At 41.6% G+C, this 21045-nt stretch carries 21 protein-coding genes and 2 pseudogenes; 8 read left to right on the top strand and 15 right to left on the bottom strand.

The window, feature by feature from the left end:
• Positions 1 to 116: 116 nt before the first annotated feature.
• Positions 117 to 560 carry a hypothetical protein gene (locus tag RM049_RS36970; protein WP_094344149.1) on the bottom strand — a complete coding sequence of 148 codons (444 nt, stop codon included), beginning with the start codon at positions 558 to 560 and terminating at the stop codon, positions 117 to 119.
• Between the two features lie 276 nt (positions 561 to 836).
• On the opposite strand from RM049_RS36970, the gene RM049_RS36975 reads away from it, so the two are divergent.
• Entirely contained in the window at positions 837 to 1088 is a 252-nt protein-coding gene (locus tag RM049_RS36975) for a hypothetical protein (protein ID WP_190708959.1), read from the top strand.
• A 339-nt stretch (positions 1089 to 1427) separates the two neighbouring features.
• Here the strand turns inward: RM049_RS36975 and RM049_RS36980 are convergent, their stop codons facing one another.
• The 8 genes from RM049_RS36980 to RM049_RS37015 form a co-directional block, all read right to left on the bottom strand.
• Complete coding sequence (locus tag RM049_RS36980) at positions 1428 to 1814, bottom strand: four helix bundle protein (protein ID WP_322707771.1); 387 nt, start codon at positions 1812 to 1814, stop codon at positions 1428 to 1430.
• Between the two features lie 279 nt (positions 1815 to 2093).
• Positions 2094 to 2387 carry a hypothetical protein gene (locus RM049_RS36985; protein ID WP_322707772.1) on the bottom strand — a complete coding sequence of 98 codons (294 nt, stop codon included), beginning with the start codon at positions 2385 to 2387 and terminating at the stop codon, positions 2094 to 2096.
• Positions 2388 to 2587: 200 nt separating this feature from the next.
• The gene (locus tag RM049_RS36990) at positions 2588 to 3079 is read right to left on the bottom strand and encodes an SDR family NAD(P)-dependent oxidoreductase (RefSeq protein ID WP_322707773.1); all 492 of its coding nucleotides are present in this window, start codon (positions 3077 to 3079) and stop codon (positions 2588 to 2590) included.
• A gap of 298 nt (positions 3080 to 3377) precedes the next feature.
• Entirely contained in the window at positions 3378 to 3866 is a 489-nt protein-coding gene (locus RM049_RS36995) for a hypothetical protein (protein ID WP_322707774.1), read from the bottom strand.
• Positions 3867 to 4152: 286 nt separating this feature from the next.
• Positions 4153 to 5265 (bottom strand): amidoligase family protein, encoded by a 1113-nt coding sequence (locus tag RM049_RS37000; RefSeq protein ID WP_322707775.1) that lies wholly within the window; start codon positions 5263 to 5265, stop codon positions 4153 to 4155.
• Positions 5266 to 5302: 37 nt separating this feature from the next.
• Positions 5303 to 5845 carry a hypothetical protein gene (locus tag RM049_RS37005; RefSeq protein ID WP_322707776.1) on the bottom strand — a complete coding sequence of 181 codons (543 nt, stop codon included), beginning with the start codon at positions 5843 to 5845 and terminating at the stop codon, positions 5303 to 5305.
• A gap of 544 nt (positions 5846 to 6389) precedes the next feature.
• Positions 6390 to 6728 (bottom strand): hypothetical protein, encoded by a 339-nt coding sequence (locus RM049_RS37010; protein ID WP_322707777.1) that lies wholly within the window; start codon positions 6726 to 6728, stop codon positions 6390 to 6392.
• 496 nt (positions 6729 to 7224) lie between these two features.
• Positions 7225 to 8802, bottom strand: coding sequence for a GMC family oxidoreductase (locus RM049_RS37015; protein WP_322707778.1), 1578 nt, complete (start codon positions 8800 to 8802; stop codon positions 7225 to 7227).
• A gap of 460 nt (positions 8803 to 9262) precedes the next feature.
• Between RM049_RS37015 and RM049_RS37020 the strand changes: the two are divergent.
• Positions 9263 to 9577: pseudogene (locus RM049_RS37020) on the top strand (Rieske 2Fe-2S domain-containing protein); the annotation flags it as partial.
• Positions 9578 to 9732: 155 nt separating this feature from the next.
• On the opposite strand, the pseudogene RM049_RS37025 reads toward RM049_RS37020, so the two are convergent.
• Positions 9733 to 10757 (bottom strand): annotated as a pseudogene (locus tag RM049_RS37025) (IS4 family transposase); the annotation flags it as partial.
• A 244-nt stretch (positions 10758 to 11001) separates the two neighbouring features.
• Here RM049_RS37025 and RM049_RS37030 point away from each other — a divergent pair.
• A complete protein-coding gene (locus RM049_RS37030; protein ID WP_322707779.1) occupies positions 11002 to 11421 on the top strand; it encodes a hypothetical protein in 420 nt (139 codons plus the stop codon).
• A gap of 129 nt (positions 11422 to 11550) precedes the next feature.
• On the opposite strand, the gene RM049_RS37035 is transcribed toward RM049_RS37030, so the two are convergent.
• Both RM049_RS37035 and RM049_RS37040 read right to left on the bottom strand, forming a co-directional pair.
• The gene (locus RM049_RS37035; RefSeq protein WP_322707780.1) at positions 11551 to 11778 is read right to left on the bottom strand and encodes a hypothetical protein; all 228 of its coding nucleotides are present in this window, start codon (positions 11776 to 11778) and stop codon (positions 11551 to 11553) included.
• Between the two features lie 99 nt (positions 11779 to 11877).
• On the bottom strand, positions 11878 to 13077 hold the full coding sequence (locus RM049_RS37040) for an ISAzo13 family transposase (protein ID WP_416212691.1): 1200 nt from the start codon (positions 13075 to 13077) through the stop codon (positions 11878 to 11880).
• 316 nt (positions 13078 to 13393) lie between these two features.
• On the opposite strand from RM049_RS37040, the gene RM049_RS37045 reads away from it, so the two are divergent.
• Positions 13394 to 16027 (top strand): CHAT domain-containing protein, encoded by a 2634-nt coding sequence (locus RM049_RS37045; protein WP_322707782.1) that lies wholly within the window; start codon positions 13394 to 13396, stop codon positions 16025 to 16027.
• Between the two features lie 35 nt (positions 16028 to 16062).
• Here the strand turns inward: RM049_RS37045 and RM049_RS37050 are convergent, their stop codons facing one another.
• Complete coding sequence (locus RM049_RS37050) at positions 16063 to 16227, bottom strand: hypothetical protein (protein WP_322707783.1); 165 nt, start codon at positions 16225 to 16227, stop codon at positions 16063 to 16065.
• Positions 16228 to 16507: 280 nt separating this feature from the next.
• On the opposite strand from RM049_RS37050, the gene RM049_RS37055 reads away from it, so the two are divergent.
• Together RM049_RS37055 and RM049_RS37060 are read left to right on the top strand one after the other, a co-directional pair.
• Positions 16508 to 17998, top strand: a complete 1491-nt coding sequence (locus RM049_RS37055; protein WP_322707784.1) for a hypothetical protein — start codon at positions 16508 to 16510, stop codon at positions 17996 to 17998.
• A 9-nt stretch (positions 17999 to 18007) separates the two neighbouring features.
• Entirely contained in the window at positions 18008 to 19186 is a 1179-nt protein-coding gene (locus tag RM049_RS37060; RefSeq protein WP_322707785.1) for a LuxR C-terminal-related transcriptional regulator, read from the top strand.
• Positions 19187 to 19280: 94 nt separating this feature from the next.
• Here RM049_RS37060 and RM049_RS37065 read toward each other — a convergent pair whose 3' ends face one another.
• Complete coding sequence (locus tag RM049_RS37065) at positions 19281 to 19736, bottom strand: hypothetical protein (RefSeq protein ID WP_322707786.1); 456 nt, start codon at positions 19734 to 19736, stop codon at positions 19281 to 19283.
• A 119-nt stretch (positions 19737 to 19855) separates the two neighbouring features.
• Between RM049_RS37065 and RM049_RS37070 the strand changes: the two genes are divergently transcribed.
• Entirely contained in the window at positions 19856 to 20200 is a 345-nt protein-coding gene (locus tag RM049_RS37070; protein ID WP_322707787.1) for a DUF3703 domain-containing protein, read from the top strand.
• Positions 20201 to 20349: 149 nt separating this feature from the next.
• Positions 20350 to 20856 (top strand): hypothetical protein, encoded by a 507-nt coding sequence (locus RM049_RS37075; protein WP_322707788.1) that lies wholly within the window; start codon positions 20350 to 20352, stop codon positions 20854 to 20856.
• On the opposite strand, the gene RM049_RS37080 is transcribed toward RM049_RS37075, so the two are convergent.
• A partial coding sequence (locus RM049_RS37080) for a hypothetical protein (RefSeq protein WP_322707789.1) occupies positions 20846 to 21045 on the bottom strand: 200 nt, incomplete at its 5' end. The two genes, RM049_RS37075 and RM049_RS37080, sit on opposite strands and share 11 nt — an antisense overlap.

The following is a 21045-nucleotide window of genomic DNA, read 5'->3' on the forward strand; positions in this document are numbered from 1 at the left end:
CTCTTTTCTAATTTATGGATCAAAATTTTTCTCACATTATGATTCAAAGCATAATTGGGTAAGTTGAGCTACTAAATGGCTTGGTTGAAAAATCCTAGACAATTGAAGAAGCAGCATCACCCCTCATACCCTACTAAATACTCCTGAACTAAAGAAAATAAAGCGATTGCCATCTGTTCAAATTTATCGCCGTCTGGATAGGGGCAAGGTACAGCCAAGTTTTTGTCATTTTGCCAGTGCTTATTGTATGGTTCTGGGTCTAATGGTGCGTAGATGAAAGTTAACACCTGATCGCGCCACCAGCCACTTAACTGAATTAGTTTCTTTCCTGGCAACAAGTAAAAGTTAAAACTAGGATAGTAATTATGTTTGTGGAGAGGATCATAATCAATCAAACTATTTTGAAAGTAAGCTTCAAAATAAATAGCGTCTGATGAGCGATTGTAGACTCTTCCCTTCTCCTGGATAGGAGATACTTTAAAACGTAGCCAAGGGAAATGCGCTTGAGCTATTTTTATTGCCGCGAGTTCAAATTCGATGGGAATAATAACGTTATTCATTTTCTCCTTTTTGCTTTAATAACAATTTAGAAAACTTCGATTTATTTCTAACGTTTATTTTAGGGTAATATAGTCTAAAAATAAGATAACTTTGCTAAAATTTAACTGATTTTTAAGTATCCTAATAATTGAAAACATCTAATTAAATATGCCTAAAATTCAGGAGAAAGATTGTTGGTGATTTATAGACTGCAAAGTGATGACGGGTGAACTCCCAGAGAACTGCCCTAATCACGAAGTATGTAAAGCGTTAGGTTTGCCACCTCAAAATAGAATGTGTGGCATTCCTTATCAAATATAGATCAGTTATTTAAAGTATCTACACTGGAAGTCTTTAAATCATTAGACAGTGAAGCAAAAGAAGCAGGTTACAGTGCAGCAACTAATATTTGTTACAGTTATAAAAACTATTGTTTAACTGTTGGTAGAAATGAGTTTGGTTTTAGCCTTGATATTCCAGCCGAAGCAAGAGCTTTAGGCTTTGCTGAAGCCGAAAAATGTCATATCAATATCGACGTGGTAAATTAGCGGAGATATCACACTAGACGCTACTCATTCCAAAAGTGAATTCCGTACCTCATTTAAGGTGGGCTGTACTAAGGTTAAGATAAAAATACTACAATACAGTTACGTGCAGAATCAAAAGAAATTTTCAATTAGTCTGCGAATTTGGTAGGAAATTTTCAATTAGTCTGCGACAAATTTTCACTTAGTCTGCGACAACACAAGCCAGAAACCCTATTCTTCCGTTGACAATTTTTCACTTAGTCTGCGAACCGACAGAGCAGAGGGGCAGAGGGGCAGAGGGGTAGAGGGGCAGAGGGGCAGAGGGGCAGAGGGGTAGAGGAGATGGGGAAAGAAAGAATACTAACGTTTCATTAACCAAGGCGAAGGGTTGGCAATCATATTCACCAGACCACCTAAGATTTGGTTGTAGATTCCATATAGTTCTCTACCTAATTCGACATTCAGATAGTTACACTTAACAGCAAACTCAATCCAAGTCTGAGTTTCAGCAGCCTCGGCTTCACAGTCATTCAGTTTCGCTACAAAAGCTCCTTCATATCGGCGCTTTCTCCAAGCCTCTGCCACATTTGCACACACAGAACGGGACGAGCGGCGAATCTGATCCGTTAATGAATAACGCTCTTCTACAGGAAACTTTTTGGAGAGTTCAAAGATTTTCATGGCGGCATCGAAAGCCATTTGATAAACTTTCAAATCTTTATGACTTTTAATAGGTTCTTTCTCCATCTCCTCTGCCCCTCTGCTCCTCTGCTCCTCTGCTCACTCCTTTTCCAACATGCGATCGCGGGGTGCATGTTGGCAACAGATAGAAACTATTGCGCTGCCGATAAATTTTGCTTGTCTTGGTATCGCCTTTGATGCGTCATCCAAGCGATAACCATTTACAGGGTGCTAACTTCCAGTTATAGTTAGCCCTAACTTATTATAGGCACAATGCAACTATAACTTTGACTTGGTGCAAAGATAGTTTACAAAAATTGCTCAGGCGGTTGTTTTAGTTCCGGTTTAATTCGAGAAGCTATCCACGCGCAGATCCCGCCAGACATCAGAAATCTGCCAGCCGGAATTGCCCACCGATTGTACTGGAGGATTATCAAGAAATGGAATATAGTGAGGAACTCTAGGCTCTGAAATTGCTACTGGTTGCTCCTCAACCTCAACCACAGGGGCTGGAGAATTGACAGTATTAGCTTCAAGAAGTTGGTCTTCTGCTTCTTCGATTAACTTCATCTGTTTCAAGGTAAGCTTGTCGGATTTTTTGATGATTTTCTTGGTATCTGTATCATTAGAAGTTTTCATTGGCTGTTCCCTTGAAGGCATTGGCTTAAAATTTGGATGAGTAAATTTGGTAGAAGCTAGGTATAAATAATTTGCACAGAATTAACAAGATACACCAAATCTATGGGAAATACGAGTACCTTGCTGAAGAATTTATTAATTGTGTACAAATCTGTTTTCGGGTAGATGTCCCAGCATAATCTGTTGCACAGATGCAAGTATTAAGCGATCGCTTCTTTTCTGAGATCGAGAATCGAGTCAACAGATTGTTGTTTACCAGCATTGTTAACCAGAATATCGAGTCCACCGAGTTCACGCACGGCGGATTCGACAAGTTGATTGCAGAAGTTTTCGTTCCGAATATCGCCGGGAATCGCCACTGCCTTGCGTCCTGCTGCCTTAATCAGTTGGATCGCCTTGCGGGCATCTGGCTCCTTAGTAGGGAGATAGTTGATCGCAACATCAGCACCTTCACGCGCAAAGGCGATCGCTGCTGCCCGACCAATGCCAGAATCGCCGCCTGTGACGAGTGCCTTGCGTCCTACTAACCGTCCAGAACCCTGATAAGTTGTCTCACCGCGATCGGGTCGCGGGATCATTTTGCTGGCAAGACCGGGTGGCTCCTGCGGTTGTTGCGAAAAGGGCGGACTCGGATATTGCTTAACTGGGTTCTGCTTGACAGACTGATTGGGTGTCTCCTGGTTAGGTGTCACTTGTTGGTTGAGGATATTGCCATTGTCTGAGATGCGATCGCCAATGCGCCTTCTGGTTCAATACTAGTCGTCGATTACGAGATTGCGCCATTCATTGTTGAAGTTGCGATGAATGCTGCTTGTGAGCGAGATTTTCCGGTAATTCTCGACCCATCTCCAGCCGATCGCGTAAAGCAAAATTTGTTCTCACAGGTGACTTATCAAGCAAGTATCATAGCTAAGCAAAGAAAATAAAGCGAGGAAAAGTTGCCTTTCCAGCGATCGCCCAGAAAGCAGATAGGAGGAAAAACATTATCGTCTACTCACTGCGTTTGATTAAAGGGGCGGATTCTACCAAAGAAGCACCTAACGAGTAACAACTGCTACGAACATTCTCTGGTACTGACAACACAGCTACATTGTGGGAAGATGTAAATCCCTCTTTGAAATCAATGCAACTTTTCACAATTGTCCATGAATCTTCAATAGCTGTGGGTAAATGTTCGTCAAATCTTCTATAATTTTGCTCTTGTAGTTTCTTCAAAGATGCTAAAAACCGCGCCTTTTGTTTGGCGTGTGACTGACGGCTTTCACAAATCTTACGAGCTGCGTCCAATACTTTTTTCTCGTCCCAATCTGTGATTTCTTTTACATCTGCAATGCATTCATTCACTGTGAGTCGTGTGGGGTGTGAGTTGCCATCTAAATTGGGGTTTGCTGCCCAAGTCTGGATTGTACCTGAAACAAGTATGGTAGTTAGTACAGCCAAAAATCCCCAAATCACATTTTTACAGACAATTTTAATCATAATTTCGCTTTTTATAAGTAACCTTATTACAATTAAGTCCCTAATAGGGTGTCAATCAGCTCAACTTTTGGGATGATACTGTGTGAGGTGCGTAGTTTACCGCATTTCGACAAGCTCAATGACCACCGTAGGCATCGCTCTTAGAGGGCGGAACACCATCACATGCTATCAACAAAGTAAAATCCCCACACTTGGCGCAGAGCGGCTATTTGGTGTCGCTTAGGGTTTCCTCTCTTGATTAAGAGCGATCGCTCTTAATTGGGCGGGTACGCCATTTTTCATAAAATTATGCCGCATTGGTAGCACGAGCCAACCAAGCTTGGCGAAAATGTGCCTCTATTGGCAGAATTTTGAGAAAATCCTGTACAAATTCTAATTTCCATACCAGAGGTATAGTAGGCAATATTTTAGGCGCTGATACTGCATAATTTAGAATTGCTTCCATCAATACGGCTGATTCAATTAGCGGTTCTGGATGCAGCCAAGAGGGAAAAATCCGAGCTTCAAAAGTAAATTTGTCAGGAATTTTATGAATTAAGTTTTTGAGGTTAAAGTCACAGTATTTTGTTAACTGCAATTTGGCAAGGCGCATTTGGACATCAGACCAAGACATATCACAAAAATCAGTTTCATTAATTAGTGTCAACAACTCTTCATCCCAAGCCCCCAAACGCCTGCAATGAGGGTTAGTTCCCACCAATTTTTTCAAAATTTCCCCATATGTCCACAAAATATTAACTAAATTGGTGAAGACTCTTGGTGAGCATAAGTTGACAGCATCGAAATGGAAGTGGGTCGCACCTTCACACGGAATTGTGAAACCCAATGAGCGAGCCTTGTTGAGCAGAAGCTCCAAACGCTGGTAATGATTACTATCAATAGGTGGTATAATTAGTTCACAGGGGCGTTCTCGTTCCCCCGGTAAGAGTGCAGCGATCGCAATCGGATTACCTGTATGATCGGCAACACGCATCATCCCACCAGGCCCTACTTCCACTTGAGTCGCAAATAAATCGGCAATTGGTTTAAGTACTTCCCCAGAAGCTGCTTTCGGGTCAGCTTGACAGATGACCAGTTGTAAAAGTCTGGTATCATCACTTACAATTCGATACCATTCTGGCTGCGGTTTTTGAGTTTTGTCTAAGTCGTCTTGGAGGGTGAGATCATCTACACAGCGAACAATTAAATTCCCTTCGCTATCAATAACCTCAAACCCCAAGGTGAGATTATGAAACAAGCGAGTTCCCGGAACATGACTTGGTTCAGATTGAGGGTAAAAGATGCGATGGACAAAGCCATTATGTTCTTGAGCGATCGCTTTTGCTAAATCCTGTCTGCTAAGTCCAGGCGGTGCCATTAGCTCAATCTCAAAACCAATTTTCCAATTCAACTCAGACATCACTGTTTAATGATTGCTAAAAATTAGTCTAAACTTACTATTTTGAGGTACGAGCATATTGCAATGCTTCCTCGATAATCTCGTCATTTCCCAAAATCAGGTTACGTTCAATCCTTACTTTGGCATCCTCCGGTGACGGTTCACCCCAAAATTTAGCCAGTAATGCGGCATCATCGTATTTATAATTCGACTCATTATATAGGGAGTTTGGGATTGTTCCTACTGACTGGAGAGCTTTCACTCTAGCATCTAAAAGAAACTGTTCTAGGATAGCAACATCTTTTCTACCCCAAAGAATTTTTCTGCCAATTCTAGCTTTCGCATCTTCTAGCGACTGTCCCCAATAATTAGCTAAAACTCGTGCATCCCAATAGTGATATTGACTTCTAAAAAAAGCTTGGAGTTCTTTACTTAGACCTGTTGGCTTTGGTGTTTTTGTAAAGTTTGCCTCTCTTTCAGTAATATCACTATTTGATTGATAATTCTCATTAATCTCTTGTGCAACTGCTGCATTTGTATAAGTGCTTACAGAAGCAAATAAGCTTAACAATAATAAGAAAATCTGTAACTTACATTTCATCTGGAATTTCTCCTACATTGATATAGCTAATAACTTTTGACAATGCCAATGACTTTTTAATCTTTTATTGCATTCACGCTGACTTTCAGTTGCTTATTTATACAATTTCACCGGAGGGTTTTTCGGAAAATTGCAGAAAAAAACTGATTGACTTGAGTAAATTTAAAATCACTTGAATCAAAAAGTACGAAACAACTACTTACTTACTACTTCTTCAACTGTACACTTCACTACTAAGAGTTTCAGCTTTTACGATGATTCAGGAACGCCAAATCTTTACGGGCCTCTCAAGCCCATAAAGAGAGGGAGAAAGCAGTGCTAAATCATTCGATAAATCGCGTGTAACACTCATTCTCTCGTTACCTCCTAAACGGTTACGTCAACACTCCATACCATAATTCTGGTTGCCAACCAACCGAAAGTACTAAGAATGCTTTTCTCCCGAATAATAGCCGCCAGATATGAGATGCTTCCAAACCCTTAGTCTATGAAATGTTTCTCCCTGCCTTAAAGGCTTCGCCACTAAGGAACTCTTCATTTATCACTAACAAGATTTATCGGTGTTCTTACCTTTATTGGCATAGCTGGCAGGGTTACTGGGGTTTTTCTTGTTTTCCATGCCGAACTTAGCGCTATGGCTGATTACTTCATCATTGTGCCGATCAATCCAATCGCTTACTAGCAACCTATTACAGCCGGATAAATCCCTTAAGGCTTGGTTAGTTATAGCTATGCGATCGCTGTCCCTAGTTGCCGCAGTATTGTTATATAGAACCCATTTGATATTTTTAGTGAGATTTCGGTCTACTGGGTGGATCACCACACAGGGGTTAAACAGGCGCGCAGTAAGGGTTAAGACCGTATTATACGGGCGAAAAGACATCTCAAGTTTTTGGTGTTCGCAGGGATTATATTTTTCCGAATGCGATCGCACCTTTTTCGGTGTCTGCCTATTCAGTGCTTGCCGTATCCGCGAAGGCTGTATGCTGGCAGTTTTGATTACAGCCTGAACGCCACACTATCAGGCTTCGGTGTATAAGGGTGTAGGGGAAAACCAGAATGCGGATTGACAAGTTTTGCTCTTAATTTAAATCTAATTCTTGAGTGTGCAGAACCCCTACCCCTTTACCTTTTTACAAAGAAGGCAAGAGGTAGGAGATAAGAAGTATGAATAAAAACTTTAGTTCTAAATATAAACCCCAGTTTAAAAGAAGAATTGTATCGAGCGGAAACTGCCACGAGATACAAAGCGTCCAAGATCAATCTCAAGTTTTTAAACGTGGATTTCTCCTGCCTCCTGCCTTCTATCTCCTGCCTACTGAAATAAATAACCTTCAAATCCTGTGATCGGCTGCTAATACCATAGGAGCTACTTGCTGTCAAACGCGACCTGCTGCTTTAATTAAATCGGCTGCTTTTTCACCGATCATAATAGTGGGCGCGTTTGTATTGCCTCCAACCAGAGTTGGCATGATCGATGCATCAACAACCCGCAAACCCGTAACACCGCGTACCCGGAGTTCGGAATCGACAACCGTCGTTGGGTCAGTTCCCATTTTACAGGTGCCAGCAGGATGATATCCGCTAACGCAAACTGAGCGGATGTAACTTGAGAGTGCTTGATCGCTAGTCACATCTGCACCAGGAGCGATTTCATCACCTCGAAACTGAGCAAAGGCACTTGTATCAAACAATTGGCGCATTATTCTAACTCCTTTAATCACCTTTTGTACATCGGATTGACTTTGCAGAAAGTTCATCTGAATAATCGGTGGATCTTTGGGGTCAGGCGATCGCAAACTGACACTGCCAATGTTTTGAGGATGAGTCAAACTGACTGTAACAGTGAATCCCAAACCAGAGAGGGTTTTGCCGGGAGATATCCACAGAATGTTACCGAAGAAAAACTGTAAATCTGGTGTGGTATCCAGATTCCCTTCGCTATGCAAAAATAATCCAGCTTCAGCGTTACCATTACTGGTAATTGCTGGGTCTAAGCCAGCAATTACCTGGTGTGCTACAGGATTAGTAATTGCTGGGTCTAAGCCAGCAATTATCTGGTGTGCCACAGGAACCAGAAAGTGGTCTTGGAGGTTTTGACCGACACTTGGCAAATCAACGACGACAGGAATCCCCAATTTTTGCAGGTGTTCTGCATCACCAATGCCGGAAAGCATCAGTAACTTGGGCGAATCGAATGCACCAGCACTTAAAATCACTTCAAAGTTGACTCTGGCTTGGTGCGGCTGACCATGATGCATATATTCCACCCCAACAGTGCGGGTTCCCTCAAACAGTAACCGCGTTACCAACGCTCCTGTGAGCGTTGTTAAATTGGGACGTTGGAGAATTGGCACTAAGAATGCAGCAGCAGCACTATGACGAAAACCATCTTTTACCGTCAACTGATAAATTCCCGCACCTGACTGTTGCAAACCATTGAAATCAGGATTGTGATTATATCCGATTGCCACGGCTGCTTCTACAAATCGTTGAGATGCTACAGTCGGGGCTTGAATATCGGTCACACTCAACTCCCCATCAACCCCGTGGTATGCATTGGCACCACGTTGCTGGTTCTCAGATTTCTTAAAATAGGGCAATACATCAAGGTACGACCAACCGGGATTCCCTAATGACTGCCAGTGGTCATAATCGTGATGACTACCTCGGATATAAATCATAGAATTAATCGAACTGCTGCCACCCAAGACTTTGCCACGGGGACAAAAGATTTTACGGTTATTGAGGTATGGTTCGGGTTGGGAGAAATATCCCCAGTCAATCTCTGAGCCGGGTAGGTTAGGAGATTCTAAGGGGATTTGAATCTCCGGTTTCGTATCTTCTTTGCCAGCTTCCAGCAATAATACGGTTGTTTCACCGTCTTGTGTCAAGCGATTAGCAACAACGCAACCTGCCGAACCCGCACCAATTACAATATAGTCATGTTGAGTCATCACATCCTCGCTTATAAGTTTAATTACCTCAACAACTGCAACAGTCACATGAGAGCAGATTGTAGAACTTTTCGGTCTACTGAAAGTTAAAGCCTCTAAAAAGTTTTGGCGCGATTGCCCAAATAGGTGCTGCTGAATTTAAAATTTGGCTGTCTCCTCAGACCCCTGCTCCCTCCGGTCGCCAAAAAGAAGAGGATCATCCAACTTCGGCCTTACCTCTTCCTTCTGACTTCGTTAAAATAGGAGTTGTTAATGCATTTTTTCTTTGATTTAGCCACCCGAACATAAAAATTATAGGACTTACGCACTGTACTAAATAACCATCTTATGCATGGACATAAACACGTTGTTTCAGGCTTTTATTAATAACTCTTGATTGGCTGCGATCGCCATACAGCCAATGTTCATACTAGCTAAAATAAATCTTAGAGTAGGCAATAAAAGTTAATAAACATCAAAAATGCTTGAGAAAGAAGTTAACGTCAGAGATAGTTTTCGCTCAAAACAGCCTGGGGGCGGCAGCGATCCGAATAGTTTTGATTGTAAAGAGACATGGTATCCCATCCATTACCTACAGGACTTAGACAAATCAAAACCAACCCCTTTTACAGTGCTGGGAAGAGATATTGTAATTTGGTGGGATAAACTTGCCCAATCTTGAAGAAGTTTTGAAGACCAGTGTCCTCATCGTTTAGCACCGTTGTCCGAAGGCAGAATTAGTGATGAAGGGTTGCTGGAATGTCCCTATCACGGTTGGGCTTTTTCTGGCGATGGAAATTAGACTTGTCGCTTTATAAAAAATTAGTGTCTGAAACCCTTGCTTTGCCTGGCTCGAAAAATTCAAAACCTTTATTAGGCGACAAGTCTATTGTCAAAGGATTCCTCCATCAGTGAGAGGTTAAGATAATGGCACAATTGTCAAGAGGGTGCAGGAAAAGGCGATAAATCTAGCTTGGAGACTGGCTTTCGCAGATATTTAACCACACTTAAGTCTTGATTCTCTGGGGCAGCGAAGTACTTAATCGGGTCATCGGCTTTGCCTTTGTCATTTGCGACACTAAAATGATACAAACCACGAAAAATCATTTCCAAAGAAATGCGGTCAAACGGTAGAGATAATTCGTCAGCAACTGCATCTCCCAAGTCAATCAAAACAGCATAAAATAACCAAGTAGCCCAGACTTGTAGCTTGATACCATTAATAGAACCAGTCCATAAATAAGATAGCCTTAGCAAGCGTTTTACTGTGTAGAAAGCTTCTTCAACTCTCCATCTTTTGCGGTATAAATCTGCCGCAACATAAGGAGGTAAAATTTGTGGTTCAAGGACAGAAGTAATGTAAGAATAGCTAGTTTTACCAACTTTCATCTCGATTAAACGTAAAGTCAGTACTGGTGCGCCACCACGACCATTACCAAGTTGAATCAATCGGTCTTTAAGAGAATGGTCATAGCTAAAAATCTTGAGATATTTAATAGATGCTTTGGCTTTTAAACGAGTAATAAAATGGACTTCTTGGTTAATAAGCTGTTGCAAGAATTGGAAGTGATAAAAACCTCTGTCAAGTAAAATCAGAGTTTTAGCTCTTAGTAAATTTAGTAATGCCGCTTCAAAATTGGTGTCTGATGCTGCGGGATTAGTGTGAAACCAAACTTCGACAGGTAAGCGAGTTACCAAATCAATAATTGTACAAATCTTACCTGCTAGTTGCCCTGCCTTCAAGTCTTCCAGGCTTTTTAACTTCCGAAATAAAGCTTGTCTTTTGTTGACCCATCAGCAATCCAAATTCGTTCAAAATTACCCAGTGCAAACTTAACGCTATCTGGTAGTGGCCGCCTGAGCCGTTGTTGCCAATTAAATTCCAATTGAGGTAGTAAATCTTTAAAGACCCGCTCAAATAATTCCGAAGGGAAAACTAAAAATCTTTCTGATAGAGACTGTTGAGCAACTTTCAGTAGACCGAAAAGTTTTGCGATCGCGGGGCGATGAATACTTGCCCCAGTGGGTTTTTAATTAAAAAATGTGCTTTTAAGTACTAACATTGGATAGCTCACTTGGACTTACAACATAAGTAAAGGTAATGAATCAGCCAAAGAGATAAGAGCAACTTTCGCACCAGAACATAGTAGTAGTGCTATTTCAGAAAATTTTGTAAAGGAGTTGCGTGACAATTAAGCTAGAGGAATATCTGGTTTGGCTATGACTGCAACTACCCCAGTTCTAACTGATAGTAAAACTTTGAATGAAGTGGTTAACTGTTTAACAGAAAATGTTCCAATTAAGACCCAAGGCAAGTGTGAACAACAAAATATATTTAAAATTTTAATTCGAGCAGCTACTCAAAGAGTTGGTATTGAAAGCAGCTACCGGATGAAAAATCAGTGCCGGATTAAAACTACTGTTAAAAATCCTACCATTCGATTTTTATTTGTGGCTTTATCCTTTTTAATTATCAACATCTGGATTTATCTAGTATGGCATTATCTCAGTTGTTTAAAAAGAAGCACTAAGCAAGTTTTTTCTCATCTATTTACGCTCAAACAAATGCTTGAGTTTTTACGTCAAGCAGTAGACCGCAACTATGGAGTAGCTTGCCAAGTTTGTTTACCGTCCGGCTGATTTTGGTTGGTTTCTAAAGAAAACTAATAAGTTAGGCTTATCATTTATCACCGACAATCAGCTTTTGCACTTTTCTCCAAAAACGGTATCGCACACTACTATTTTTTAGCGATCGCAAAACTTTTCGGTCTACTGAATGTATATCAGCAAACAGTCACTAATCTTTATTACCCTGTCAAACATCTGCTGACAAGTTTTTTGGAGGACAGCATCTAGGTATTCATTATAGGCAGGCTCACCCAGGTCAGTAAATTCTGAAAGATCCGCAAAATGATCCATATAAAATAGCCAGATATTGGACAAGTCTGCGTCATTCATGAGTTTTCGCTTAAGTTCTTGCAATTGGTCGATATTCATATTGTGAATATTGAGTAGATAGGATAAACAGACAGTACTGTTAAAAGTTATCAATTATTTTTGCGTTAGAGTATTCCAACTAAAAAATGATCCAAAACTTCAGTCACTTCGACAAAAGATTTCAACGAACCATTTTTTCAAACTTGGTAAGCGGTAGATTTGTTTTTCGACTTCCGCCATTGCTTGTTGTGTAAGTTTAACTCCTGTATGATAAATCTGCTCAACCAATGTAACCACAGGATTTTTGCCCTTGAAAGTTAGGGTAGAAGCAAACTGAAGTACGGTATCAACACTCTCGAGTAAACTACCACGCCAATGTTGCTCAAGCCAACCAAAAGCGCGCTCAACAGGATTATATTTACTGTGATAAGGAGGATAATAAGCTAATTGAATTGTCAGTTGAAATTTATCAGAGAACTCAAGGATACGATACATAAACTGAGTTCGCCGAGAATGATTTTCTGATCCGTTATCTTGGTTGATGACTAATTTCCGAATGTGAGCAAAGCGGTCTAGCACACTCATCCACCATTGTTCAAGTATGTCAACGATACAATCAGCAGTCAGTTTGGACTGTACGAAAAATAGAAATAACTCGCCCCCTTCAGGCAGAAAAATCCCGTAAGGGGTAAGTGCTGAACAAGTTGAAAAGTCGTGGTCGTATGCTACTGTTTTGACACGGGTCTTTCCACCTCTATCGAACTCTCCAATTTTGATGCCCACCTTGGCATCTATAGAAATTCTCAGTGTTGTTTGGTCATCATCCGCTTGCTGATTGATGCGGTTAACTTCTTTAAAGATGGCTTCTGTTTCTGGTATCTGTTTGATTGGTTTTGTTTTAGCCACCCTTTTTAATCCATAACCTAGTTGATTTAATCTTTGTCGAATTACCTCCGCTGTTGGAAGTTCTTCATCTTGATACCCTTTGATTTGTATCAACTGATGACAGACTTGCGCTGCTGACAGCCTGGTATACAACCTTGTACTCTCAAAACTTGGGTCTGTTTGGCTTTGTGGCTCTACAATTGAGCATATATCTTCTAGTAAGTTTGGCAGCCTATGTTCAGTTGGTTTGCTGCCTCTAAGCCGGAATGAATCTGCTATCGATATTCCATGCTCTAACTCCTGCATCCCTTTACGAATTGTCCGTCGATTCCATCCTAGTTCTCGTTCTGCAATTGTTGCTCCTCCTCGTCCCCATCCTTTTACAACCTCTGCCATGAATTGTCTTCGGTCACTTCCTTTTAGCTTTTGTGCTGTCTTGATGTACAACGACCTCAGACTATCACTTAGTTGGATTAACGATTCTGGAGACATAAACCATACTGCACACTAATTATTCTCTCAGTATCCCGATTTTTGGATCATTTTTTCCTTGGATTACTCTTACGAACTGGTTTTTCAATTTTTTTGATGAGTTGGCGCATTTCTATAGGATTCATTCGAGTTACACAGGGTAGGACATTCCAGAATACAGCAATTTAGAACCAAATCCGACCCGACAGATTTTACCGTTTGTTGTATGGGTGCAGATTAACTTGCGTAATTTATTCAAAAAACACAGATATAAAAGTAAGACATTCATCATTTAGTTGCAAGATTAAGGAATATTTCGGTGCATCACCTTTTCTTGGCTTTACTTAAAAATAGGCTTCACCGCTTTACCTTGTTGAGTGCAACTGTGCTAGTGTCTTTAACTGCGACACCACTGACTGTAACTAATTTAGGGATGAAGATTACATCAGCACAAGCGCAAACGACACAAAAACCCGATGTCAAGACGTTGAGGTTCTTAGAAAACTTGGGAGGATTAGAGACGTTTCAAAACGTTTTAGTTAATTATAAAGAGATTGGTAATCGTCAAGGGCAAGCTCGGACTTTGACTGCGCTCGCAGGCTTACACTACAGCCTTGCTCGGTATACTAAAGCCTTAAAGTTCTATCAACAAGCCTTAGCCATTCACAAACAAATCGGAGATCGAGAAGGGGTAGGTGCGAACTTTAACAACATTGGGTCAGTTTATTACAAGCTCGGTCAATATACCAAAGCTTTGGAAGTTTATGAGCAAGCATTAGCCATGCATAAACAAATTGGTGATCGGACAGGGGTAGATACGGACTTTAACAACATTGGGGTAATTTATTACATCCTTGGTCAATATACCAAAGCTTTGGAATTTTTTGAGCAAGGATTAGCCATGAATAAAGGAATGGGCGACCTTAGAGAAGCACTGACTCTTTACCAGATTGGGTCAGTTTATTACAAGCTCGGTCAATATACCAAAGCTTTGGAATTTTTGGAGCAAAGTTTAGCTATTCGTCAAAAAGTCGGTGATCGGATAGGGGAAGGTGATAGCTTTAATGCTCTAGGGTTGGTTTATAGCGATCTCGGTCAGCGCACCAAAGCTGTAAAGTCTTATCGGCAAGGTTTAACCGTTTATAGACAAATTAACGACAAAGCGGGAGAAGCTACAACGCTTATGAATGTCAGGGGAGCTCACCTTTTTTTGAGTGAGTATCTCAAAGTCTTAAAATCTTATCAGCGAGCGTTAGACATTTACAAAAAAATTGACAATCAGGCAGGGCAAGGAGAGACTCTTTACAAGATTGGGTTTGTTTACAAGAAACTGGCTCAGGACGCCAAAGCCCTAGAGTTTTATACTCAAGCATTAGCAATTTTCAAACAAACTGGCTTAAAGGCGGAGGAAGGTAAGACTCTGAATTACATTGGGGACATTTACTTCGATCAAAATCAGTACGCCAAAGCCCTAGAGTTTTATACTCAAGCGTTAGCGATTTTCAAACAAACTGGCTTAAAGTGGGCGGAAGGTACAATTCTGACTAACATTGGGTTCATTTACAATAACTTGGGTCAGTACCCGAAAGCTGAAAAAACACTATTTGCTGCTATTGAGGTTAGAGAATCTCTGCGACCAAGATTAAAAGATGACCAAAAAATCTCAATCTTGGAAACTCAAGCAGTTTCCTACCGCTTGTTGCAAAAAGCCTTGGTAGCTCAAAATAAAAATACTACAGCATTAGAAATTGCCGAACGCGGTAGAGCCAGAGCGTTTGTGGAATTATTAGCCTCAAAGCTATCCCCTAACCCTAATATTAAACAACTCAAACCACCTAACATCAAGCAAATTCAACAAATCGCTCAACAACAAAAGGCAACACTTGTTGAATATTCAATCATTTACCCCTTTCAAGTTCAAAGTAAAGAAGAACGGCATCCACAACTCTACATTTGGGTAGTCAAACCTACAGGTGAAGTCATCTTTAAGCAAGTAAACCTCAAATCCCTGGATAAACCCCTAGCAGACCTCATTACTAAAAGCCGTACATCCATCCGTGCCAGAAGTGGTGATGCAGTAGCTATTCCTGGAGAAGCATCAGCGAATCCTCACCAGAAAAAACCATTACAGCAACTCTATCAAATACTTATTCAACCGATCGCCTCAAATTTACCACAAGACCCAAATAGCCGTGTCATTTTTATCCCTCAAGCCGAGTTATTTTTCGTTCCCTTCCCAGCTTTGCAAGATGAGTTCGGCAAATACCTAATCGAAAAACATACTATTCTCACCGCTCCTGCTATCCAAGTTTTGCAGTTAACCCATCAGCAAAAAATAAACAAGCGCAAAGCAATAAAAAATCGTACTGCATTGGTAGTCGGTAATCCGACAATGCCCCAGCAGTTGTCACCGCTAGCAGGTGCAGAACAAGAAGCACTGCGAATTGCCAAAATACTGAATACGCAAGCATTAACTGGTAGTAAAGCTACTGAAACTACTGTTAAACAATTAATGCAGTCGGTTGACGTGGTACATTTGGCAACCCACGGGCTACTGCATGATTTTAAAGGCTTAGGTGTACCGGGAGCGATCGCCCTTGCTCCCTCTAGTCAAGATGATGGGTTGCTAAGAAGCGGTGAAATTTTTGACATGAAACTTGATGCTGATTTAGTAGTGCTGAGTGCTTGCGATACTGGCAGAGGAGACATCAAGAACGATGATGTTATCGGTTTGTCTCGCTCTTTGATTAGTGCCGGCGCACCCAGTGTTATTGTATCTTTATGGACAGTGGCGGATGACTCTACAACATTGCTGATGACAGAGTTTTATCAAAATCTGCGGCGAAACCCTGATAAAGCTGTTGCATTGCGAAATGCTATGCTCTCAACAATGAAACAGTATCGCCATCCTATAGAATGGGCAGCATTTACTTTGATTGGTGAAGCTGAGTAAATTAGGTTTATTCCCATAACAGTACTGAAGGTAAATTATCGCTGGCAAGCCGTAACAACTCGTAGCCAATTCCCGCTGTACATCGGAAGATAACTGGGATGAATAGCGCACTTCACCTTGAGCGATCGCACAATTAATTGTCCTGTGTGGAGTGATTCGGGGCGATGATGGTATGCCGCAGAGTGGCAAATGACAACCAATGGTTGTCACGCATCTGGCTGAGTTACATCGTGGGTGCTGTTGATAGTTGCGTTTAACTCTTGTGTGACGGCAGTTTCAATATGTTTCGTTATTTCTGCGTAAAACACAAAACTTTAACTCAAGGTTTTATACTGAGTTTTGTATTTTGGCTTAAAAGGGATACTTGCAGCGTATCAGCTTGTGAGAGTATTTAAAAAATCGTTACCTTTGTACCTATGAAGAGAAGATGCTTTATTCGCTACCCTGAAAATAAGGATTCGTGCAGATGTTAAATTCGATATGCTTAGTCCCCTGTTAGTAACTAAGTTGCATCTTCCATCGCCACGTTCGCCTCTGGTGCAACGGAAACGCCTCTGGGAGAAATTAAATCAGGGGCTAACCAGCAGACTGATTCTGATTTCGGCTGCGGCTGGCTTTGGTAAAACAACTGTACTGAGTGAATGGGTAGCTCAAACTCAAGTGTCTGTAAGTTGGCTCTTCTTGGATGAGCAAGATAACGATCCAACCCGCTTCTTTTCATATATTGTTGCTGCTTTGCAGCAGAATAATAAAGATATTGGAGAAGCCACGCTGGCGATGTTACGCTCAAGCGAACTTTTTACATTTCAAGCATTTTTAACACCTTTGATCAATGAATTAGCGCAACTTGAGACAGCCCTAATTCTTGTTTTGGATGATTATCATCTGATTACGACTTCCGAAATTCATCATGCACTGACTTTTTTTCTAGAGCATTTACCAACGCAGATTCATTTAGCGATTGCAACTCGTGTTGATCCACCACTACCTTTAGCGAGATTCCGCGTCCGTAGCCAGTTAATGGAACTGCGGGCAAATGACTTACGCTTTACTGATGAGGAAGCCGCAACATTCTGGCATCAGTCCATGCCACTGTCATTAACAGAGCCACAGATAGCAACCTTGCAAATGCAGACCGAAGGCTGGATTGCCGGGTTGCAGCTAGCTATGCTCTCGCTACGTAATAGTCCTGATATAGATGTGTATATTGATTCGTTTAGTGGTGACAAGGGCTATATCTTAGATTATCTAGTCGAGGAAGTTTTACAAAGGCAATCGCCGTCCTTGCAATTATTTTTACTGCGAACCTCTATCTTGGGGCAGATGTCTGGCTCCCTGTGTGAAGCCGTTGTGGGAGAAGATGCAGTGAATGGAGCTTATATTTTAGAGCAATTGGAGCGTCAAAATTTATTTGTAATTGCACTCGATGGTAATCGTACCTGGTATCGCTATCACCATTTGTTTGCCGAGTTGCTGCGTCATATTCTATACCGGATAGAATCGGATTGCGGCTGGAAATATCATCATCGTGCTGCCCAATGGTACGAACAACAGGGATATATTACAGATGCAATTCAACACGCCATCTTAGCAGAGTCATTTGAGTATGCAGCAGCTTTAATTGAACAAGAAGTTCAAACGAAAGAAAACCCTCGGATTGATGCGATCACCCTCCGAAATGCTCTGAACAAAATACCCGCCCAACTGATTTATACCCGTCCCTGGTTACTTATAGCTAAAGCGTGGGCAGCATTCACCTCTTCCCAATTTCCAGATACCATCGTTGTCATCCAAACCCTGGAACGATTGCTCAATCAAGCCATTTACGCAGCTGAAAACAGCGATCACCTTTGGGGTCTAGTTGTCGCGCTCAAAGGAATGCAAGCCCGCCAGCAAGGAAATACAGCAGAATCGATTGCATTTATGGAAAAAGCTTTGCAATTATTGCCGTCAGATAATTCCTGGTTGTGATCGCTCATCTTGCTCAATCTTGGTGTCACTTATTTTGTTGCCGATAATTATGAGGGAGCAAAGCGATTACTGAAAGAAGTTAGCTATATTGGCAAGGTACGAGGTACGGCCGATCCAGCGATCGCAGGGCTTTATTTACAAGCACAGTTTCTCGGATTGCGGGGAAAAGTTGAGGAAGCAACTTCCCTGTGTCAGCAAGGTTTGGAACTGGCAACAGAACGCCGTTGGTTAGCAACCTATGCCGGAGTATTGGTGCAAGTAGCTTTAGCAGATTTATTAAGAGAACAAAATCAGTTAGAAGCAGCCGCACAACATCTGACCCAAAGTATCGATCGCGCCATTCAAAACCAGCAACCCGGATTGATGATGGGTTATATTACACTGGCACGAGTGCGTCTATCTCAAGGAGACTTAAGAGCAGCGTGGGCTGCCATTCATGGAGCTGAACACTGTCAACCTTGGCTGTGGCCTACCATCCTTACAGTTGAAGCTTGTAAGGTGAGATTATATCTGGCAGAAGGAAATTTAGATAGTGCGATCGCCTGGGTAGAGAAAAGTAATCTGAGTGTAGAGGGTGAACTGCGCTACAGCATAACAGAACAGTGTCCGACAGGTTCCGAACTCGATTACTTAACTTATGCCAGAGTGCTTCTGGCTTACGGTCAACTACAAGATGCCCTGCGATTGCTAACTCGATTGCATGAATTTGCTCAAACAGGTGGACGAACTATCCGCGTCATGGAAACTTTGCTTTTACAAGCCTTGGTTTTGCAAGCTCAAGGAGATAGGGAAGAATCTCTAAATTACCTGAATCAAGCCCTGAATATTTCCCGCCAAGGTAATTACATTCGGCTGTTTTTGGATGAAGGAAAACCAATGGCAGAGTTATTGCAACACGCACTCTCAAACAATGTTCATTCGCCGGAAGTGAATTGTTTGTTAGCCGCATTTGGTTTAGAGCAAAACAAATCTGTTTCAGTCTCAGCGTTGATTGAGCCATTAACTGACCGCGAACTAGAAGTGCTAGATTATCTTGCCACTGGGATGTCGAATCAAGCGATCGCTGACCAACTGTTCGTCAGCCTGGCGGCTGTCAAATGGCACGCTCGAAATATCTACGGCAAATTGGAAGTGAACAATCGCACTCAAGCTGTGGCGAAAGCCAGAGAATTGGGGCTTTTATCGTAGCAGCAACTCCAACTCCAAACCTATCCTTTCGGATAGTGAACGAATGACGGCATTTAGATAAACTGAAAAGACAGTACGGCCTTCTCCCAAAGAGCTACGGTGTACACACAAGTATATCCAGAGCGAGTTTCCAGACGAAAAAGGTGGATTCAAGCTCGTAAAGTCCACGAACCAAAGTAGTAATTCCAGGAGGTTTCTGAGAACTGTAACCAGACCAACCGCCAAGTCTTTGCATAATCCAAGTAGTCCGAGGTAAAGAATTAAGAGGATAAGGATTTTTTTGTTTTTGGGTTTTGCCATCTATTGTTGGTGCAAGATTAGACAAGCACTGTTGTTGTAGTTCACAAAAAGCTAGTGTTGCAGGTAATTCAGGATTATCCCGCCCAATAATGAATGGCACGCTTGTTAATCGCAAAGCCCTCATATAACTTGCTTTTTGAGTGTGGGGAGTGTGGGGAGTGTGGGGGGTAAGACTTCTTCCGCGTCCTCCCACACCTCCCACACCCAAAAGCCAGGAATACCAGGGATTTACGCTTTTCAAGCGTGCCATTCCCCTTATTACTTTAATTGGACTTGTGTGTACACCGTAGCCCAAAGGGAGAGGCTAGCGCCAAGGGGTCTCCCCAAAAACTTACAAGCTTATCAACCTCATAGCTGGAGGATAATCAGATGAAAGCAATTGTATATGAACATTTTCAAGCAGAACTTTGCAGAGCGAAAACATTTATTACAGAGCAAGACTTTGAATCAGCGTGGATAGCCCTACAACGCGCTCACATTCTAGGGCAAACTGATGCTATCGCTCATACAATTGCCCATTGTAATATGCTAAAACTCGCCTGGAAACAGCGAGATTTACAGGAGATTTATGGGCAATTACTGTCAACATTTCTAGCAATTCCCTTGACACTTTCGTATGGAAAAAGGAGATTCCTCAGAGGAGGGAAAGCCAATGTTGATGACTCAAAAAAAATGTCTATCCCAGAAGATGTTCAACGAATACTGGATCAGTAGTTTTTCAACTTGAATTACTTTGACAATTAATCTGCTATTCACCAATGTATCAAAAACTATCCTTTTGACTATCCATTCGGTTAGGGATGAATTTGAGCTTCAGAGCGACTGTGGAAGTACAGTCACGCATTAATAAGGTTGGTATCACAATGGAATGGACGATTCGATGGTGGAAAATCTCAGTTCAACGAGTTTATCCCACGAATGCACAACTGTCTCAAACCTATAATCAAGCTGCTTTTTGGTGGCATCAGCATCTGCGGCTTCTGGGTTATAGCCATGCTTATAGAGAGTTATGGCGAACGCTGAAGAATGCCGATATCCTGCTTCCCGGTAAAAATAAATTAACCATTTGTGATTGCGGTATTGGCACAGCAGCTTTTAGCCTTGCATTTGCTCAAACCATTAACCCCAAAGCACATATCTGGCATTTGCTAACATTCATTCTCGTAGGATTGTTTATGGGCTTGGAATTTGCCCATACTTTAGAACTGCTTACCAAAATGCAGTACGATGGGGCGCTGTATGTGACAATTCAGAATAGCCTGTACTTGAGAACAGGGGTAATTCCTTGGTTATTCTTCCTCCATTCATTCCAAACCTCAACTCCTTGCTTAAGTATTGCCAGATATTCTTCATTCGCCATTACCAGCTAACCTCTCTACTTAATTCAGATTTATTAGCTGTAGTTACTGTTTTAGCACGGAGTAATATTTTATCTTCACCTCGTCTTTCTATTGCTACAATCTCAAGCTCTGCCTCTGGGTTATTTTCAGCTAGTTCCTTAAAGCTGGAGTTTAGACTAAATATGTCAAATCCCAAGAAAAAATAGGAGGTCTGATTGA

The organism is Nostoc sp. DedQUE04, from assembly GCF_034530995.1.
Lineage (GTDB): Bacteria > Cyanobacteriota > Cyanobacteriia > Cyanobacteriales > Nostocaceae > Nostoc.

Excerpts from the sequence above, each read along its gene's own strand:
- RM049_RS36970 (WP_094344149.1), bottom strand. The coding sequence starts at position 560 with ATGAATAACGTTATTATTCCCATCGAATTTGAACTCGCGGCAATAAAA.
- RM049_RS36980 (WP_322707771.1), bottom strand. The coding sequence starts at position 1,814 with ATGGAGAAAGAACCTATTAAAAGTCATAAAGATTTGAAAGTTTATCAA.
- RM049_RS36985 (WP_322707772.1), bottom strand. The coding sequence starts at position 2,387 with ATGAAAACTTCTAATGATACAGATACCAAGAAAATCATCAAAAAATCC.
- RM049_RS36995 (WP_322707774.1), bottom strand. The coding sequence starts at position 3,866 with ATGATTAAAATTGTCTGTAAAAATGTGATTTGGGGATTTTTGGCTGTA.
- RM049_RS37000 (WP_322707775.1), bottom strand. The coding sequence starts at position 5,265 with ATGTCTGAGTTGAATTGGAAAATTGGTTTTGAGATTGAGCTAATGGCA.
- RM049_RS37005 (WP_322707776.1), bottom strand. The coding sequence starts at position 5,845 with ATGAAATGTAAGTTACAGATTTTCTTATTATTGTTAAGCTTATTTGCT.
- RM049_RS37010 (WP_322707777.1), bottom strand. The coding sequence starts at position 6,728 with ATGTCTTTTCGCCCGTATAATACGGTCTTAACCCTTACTGCGCGCCTG.
- RM049_RS37015 (WP_322707778.1), bottom strand. The coding sequence starts at position 8,802 with ATGACTCAACATGACTATATTGTAATTGGTGCGGGTTCGGCAGGTTGC.
- RM049_RS37030 (WP_322707779.1), top strand. The coding sequence starts at position 11,002 with ATGACTGCAACTACCCCAGTTCTAACTGATAGTAAAACTTTGAATGAA.
- RM049_RS37035 (WP_322707780.1), bottom strand. The coding sequence starts at position 11,778 with ATGAATATCGACCAATTGCAAGAACTTAAGCGAAAACTCATGAATGAC.
- RM049_RS37055 (WP_322707784.1), top strand. The coding sequence starts at position 16,508 with ATGCTTAGTCCCCTGTTAGTAACTAAGTTGCATCTTCCATCGCCACGT.
- RM049_RS37065 (WP_322707786.1), bottom strand. The coding sequence starts at position 19,736 with ATGGCACGCTTGAAAAGCGTAAATCCCTGGTATTCCTGGCTTTTGGGT.
- RM049_RS37070 (WP_322707787.1), top strand. The coding sequence starts at position 19,856 with ATGAAAGCAATTGTATATGAACATTTTCAAGCAGAACTTTGCAGAGCG.
- RM049_RS37075 (WP_322707788.1), top strand. The coding sequence starts at position 20,350 with ATGGAATGGACGATTCGATGGTGGAAAATCTCAGTTCAACGAGTTTAT.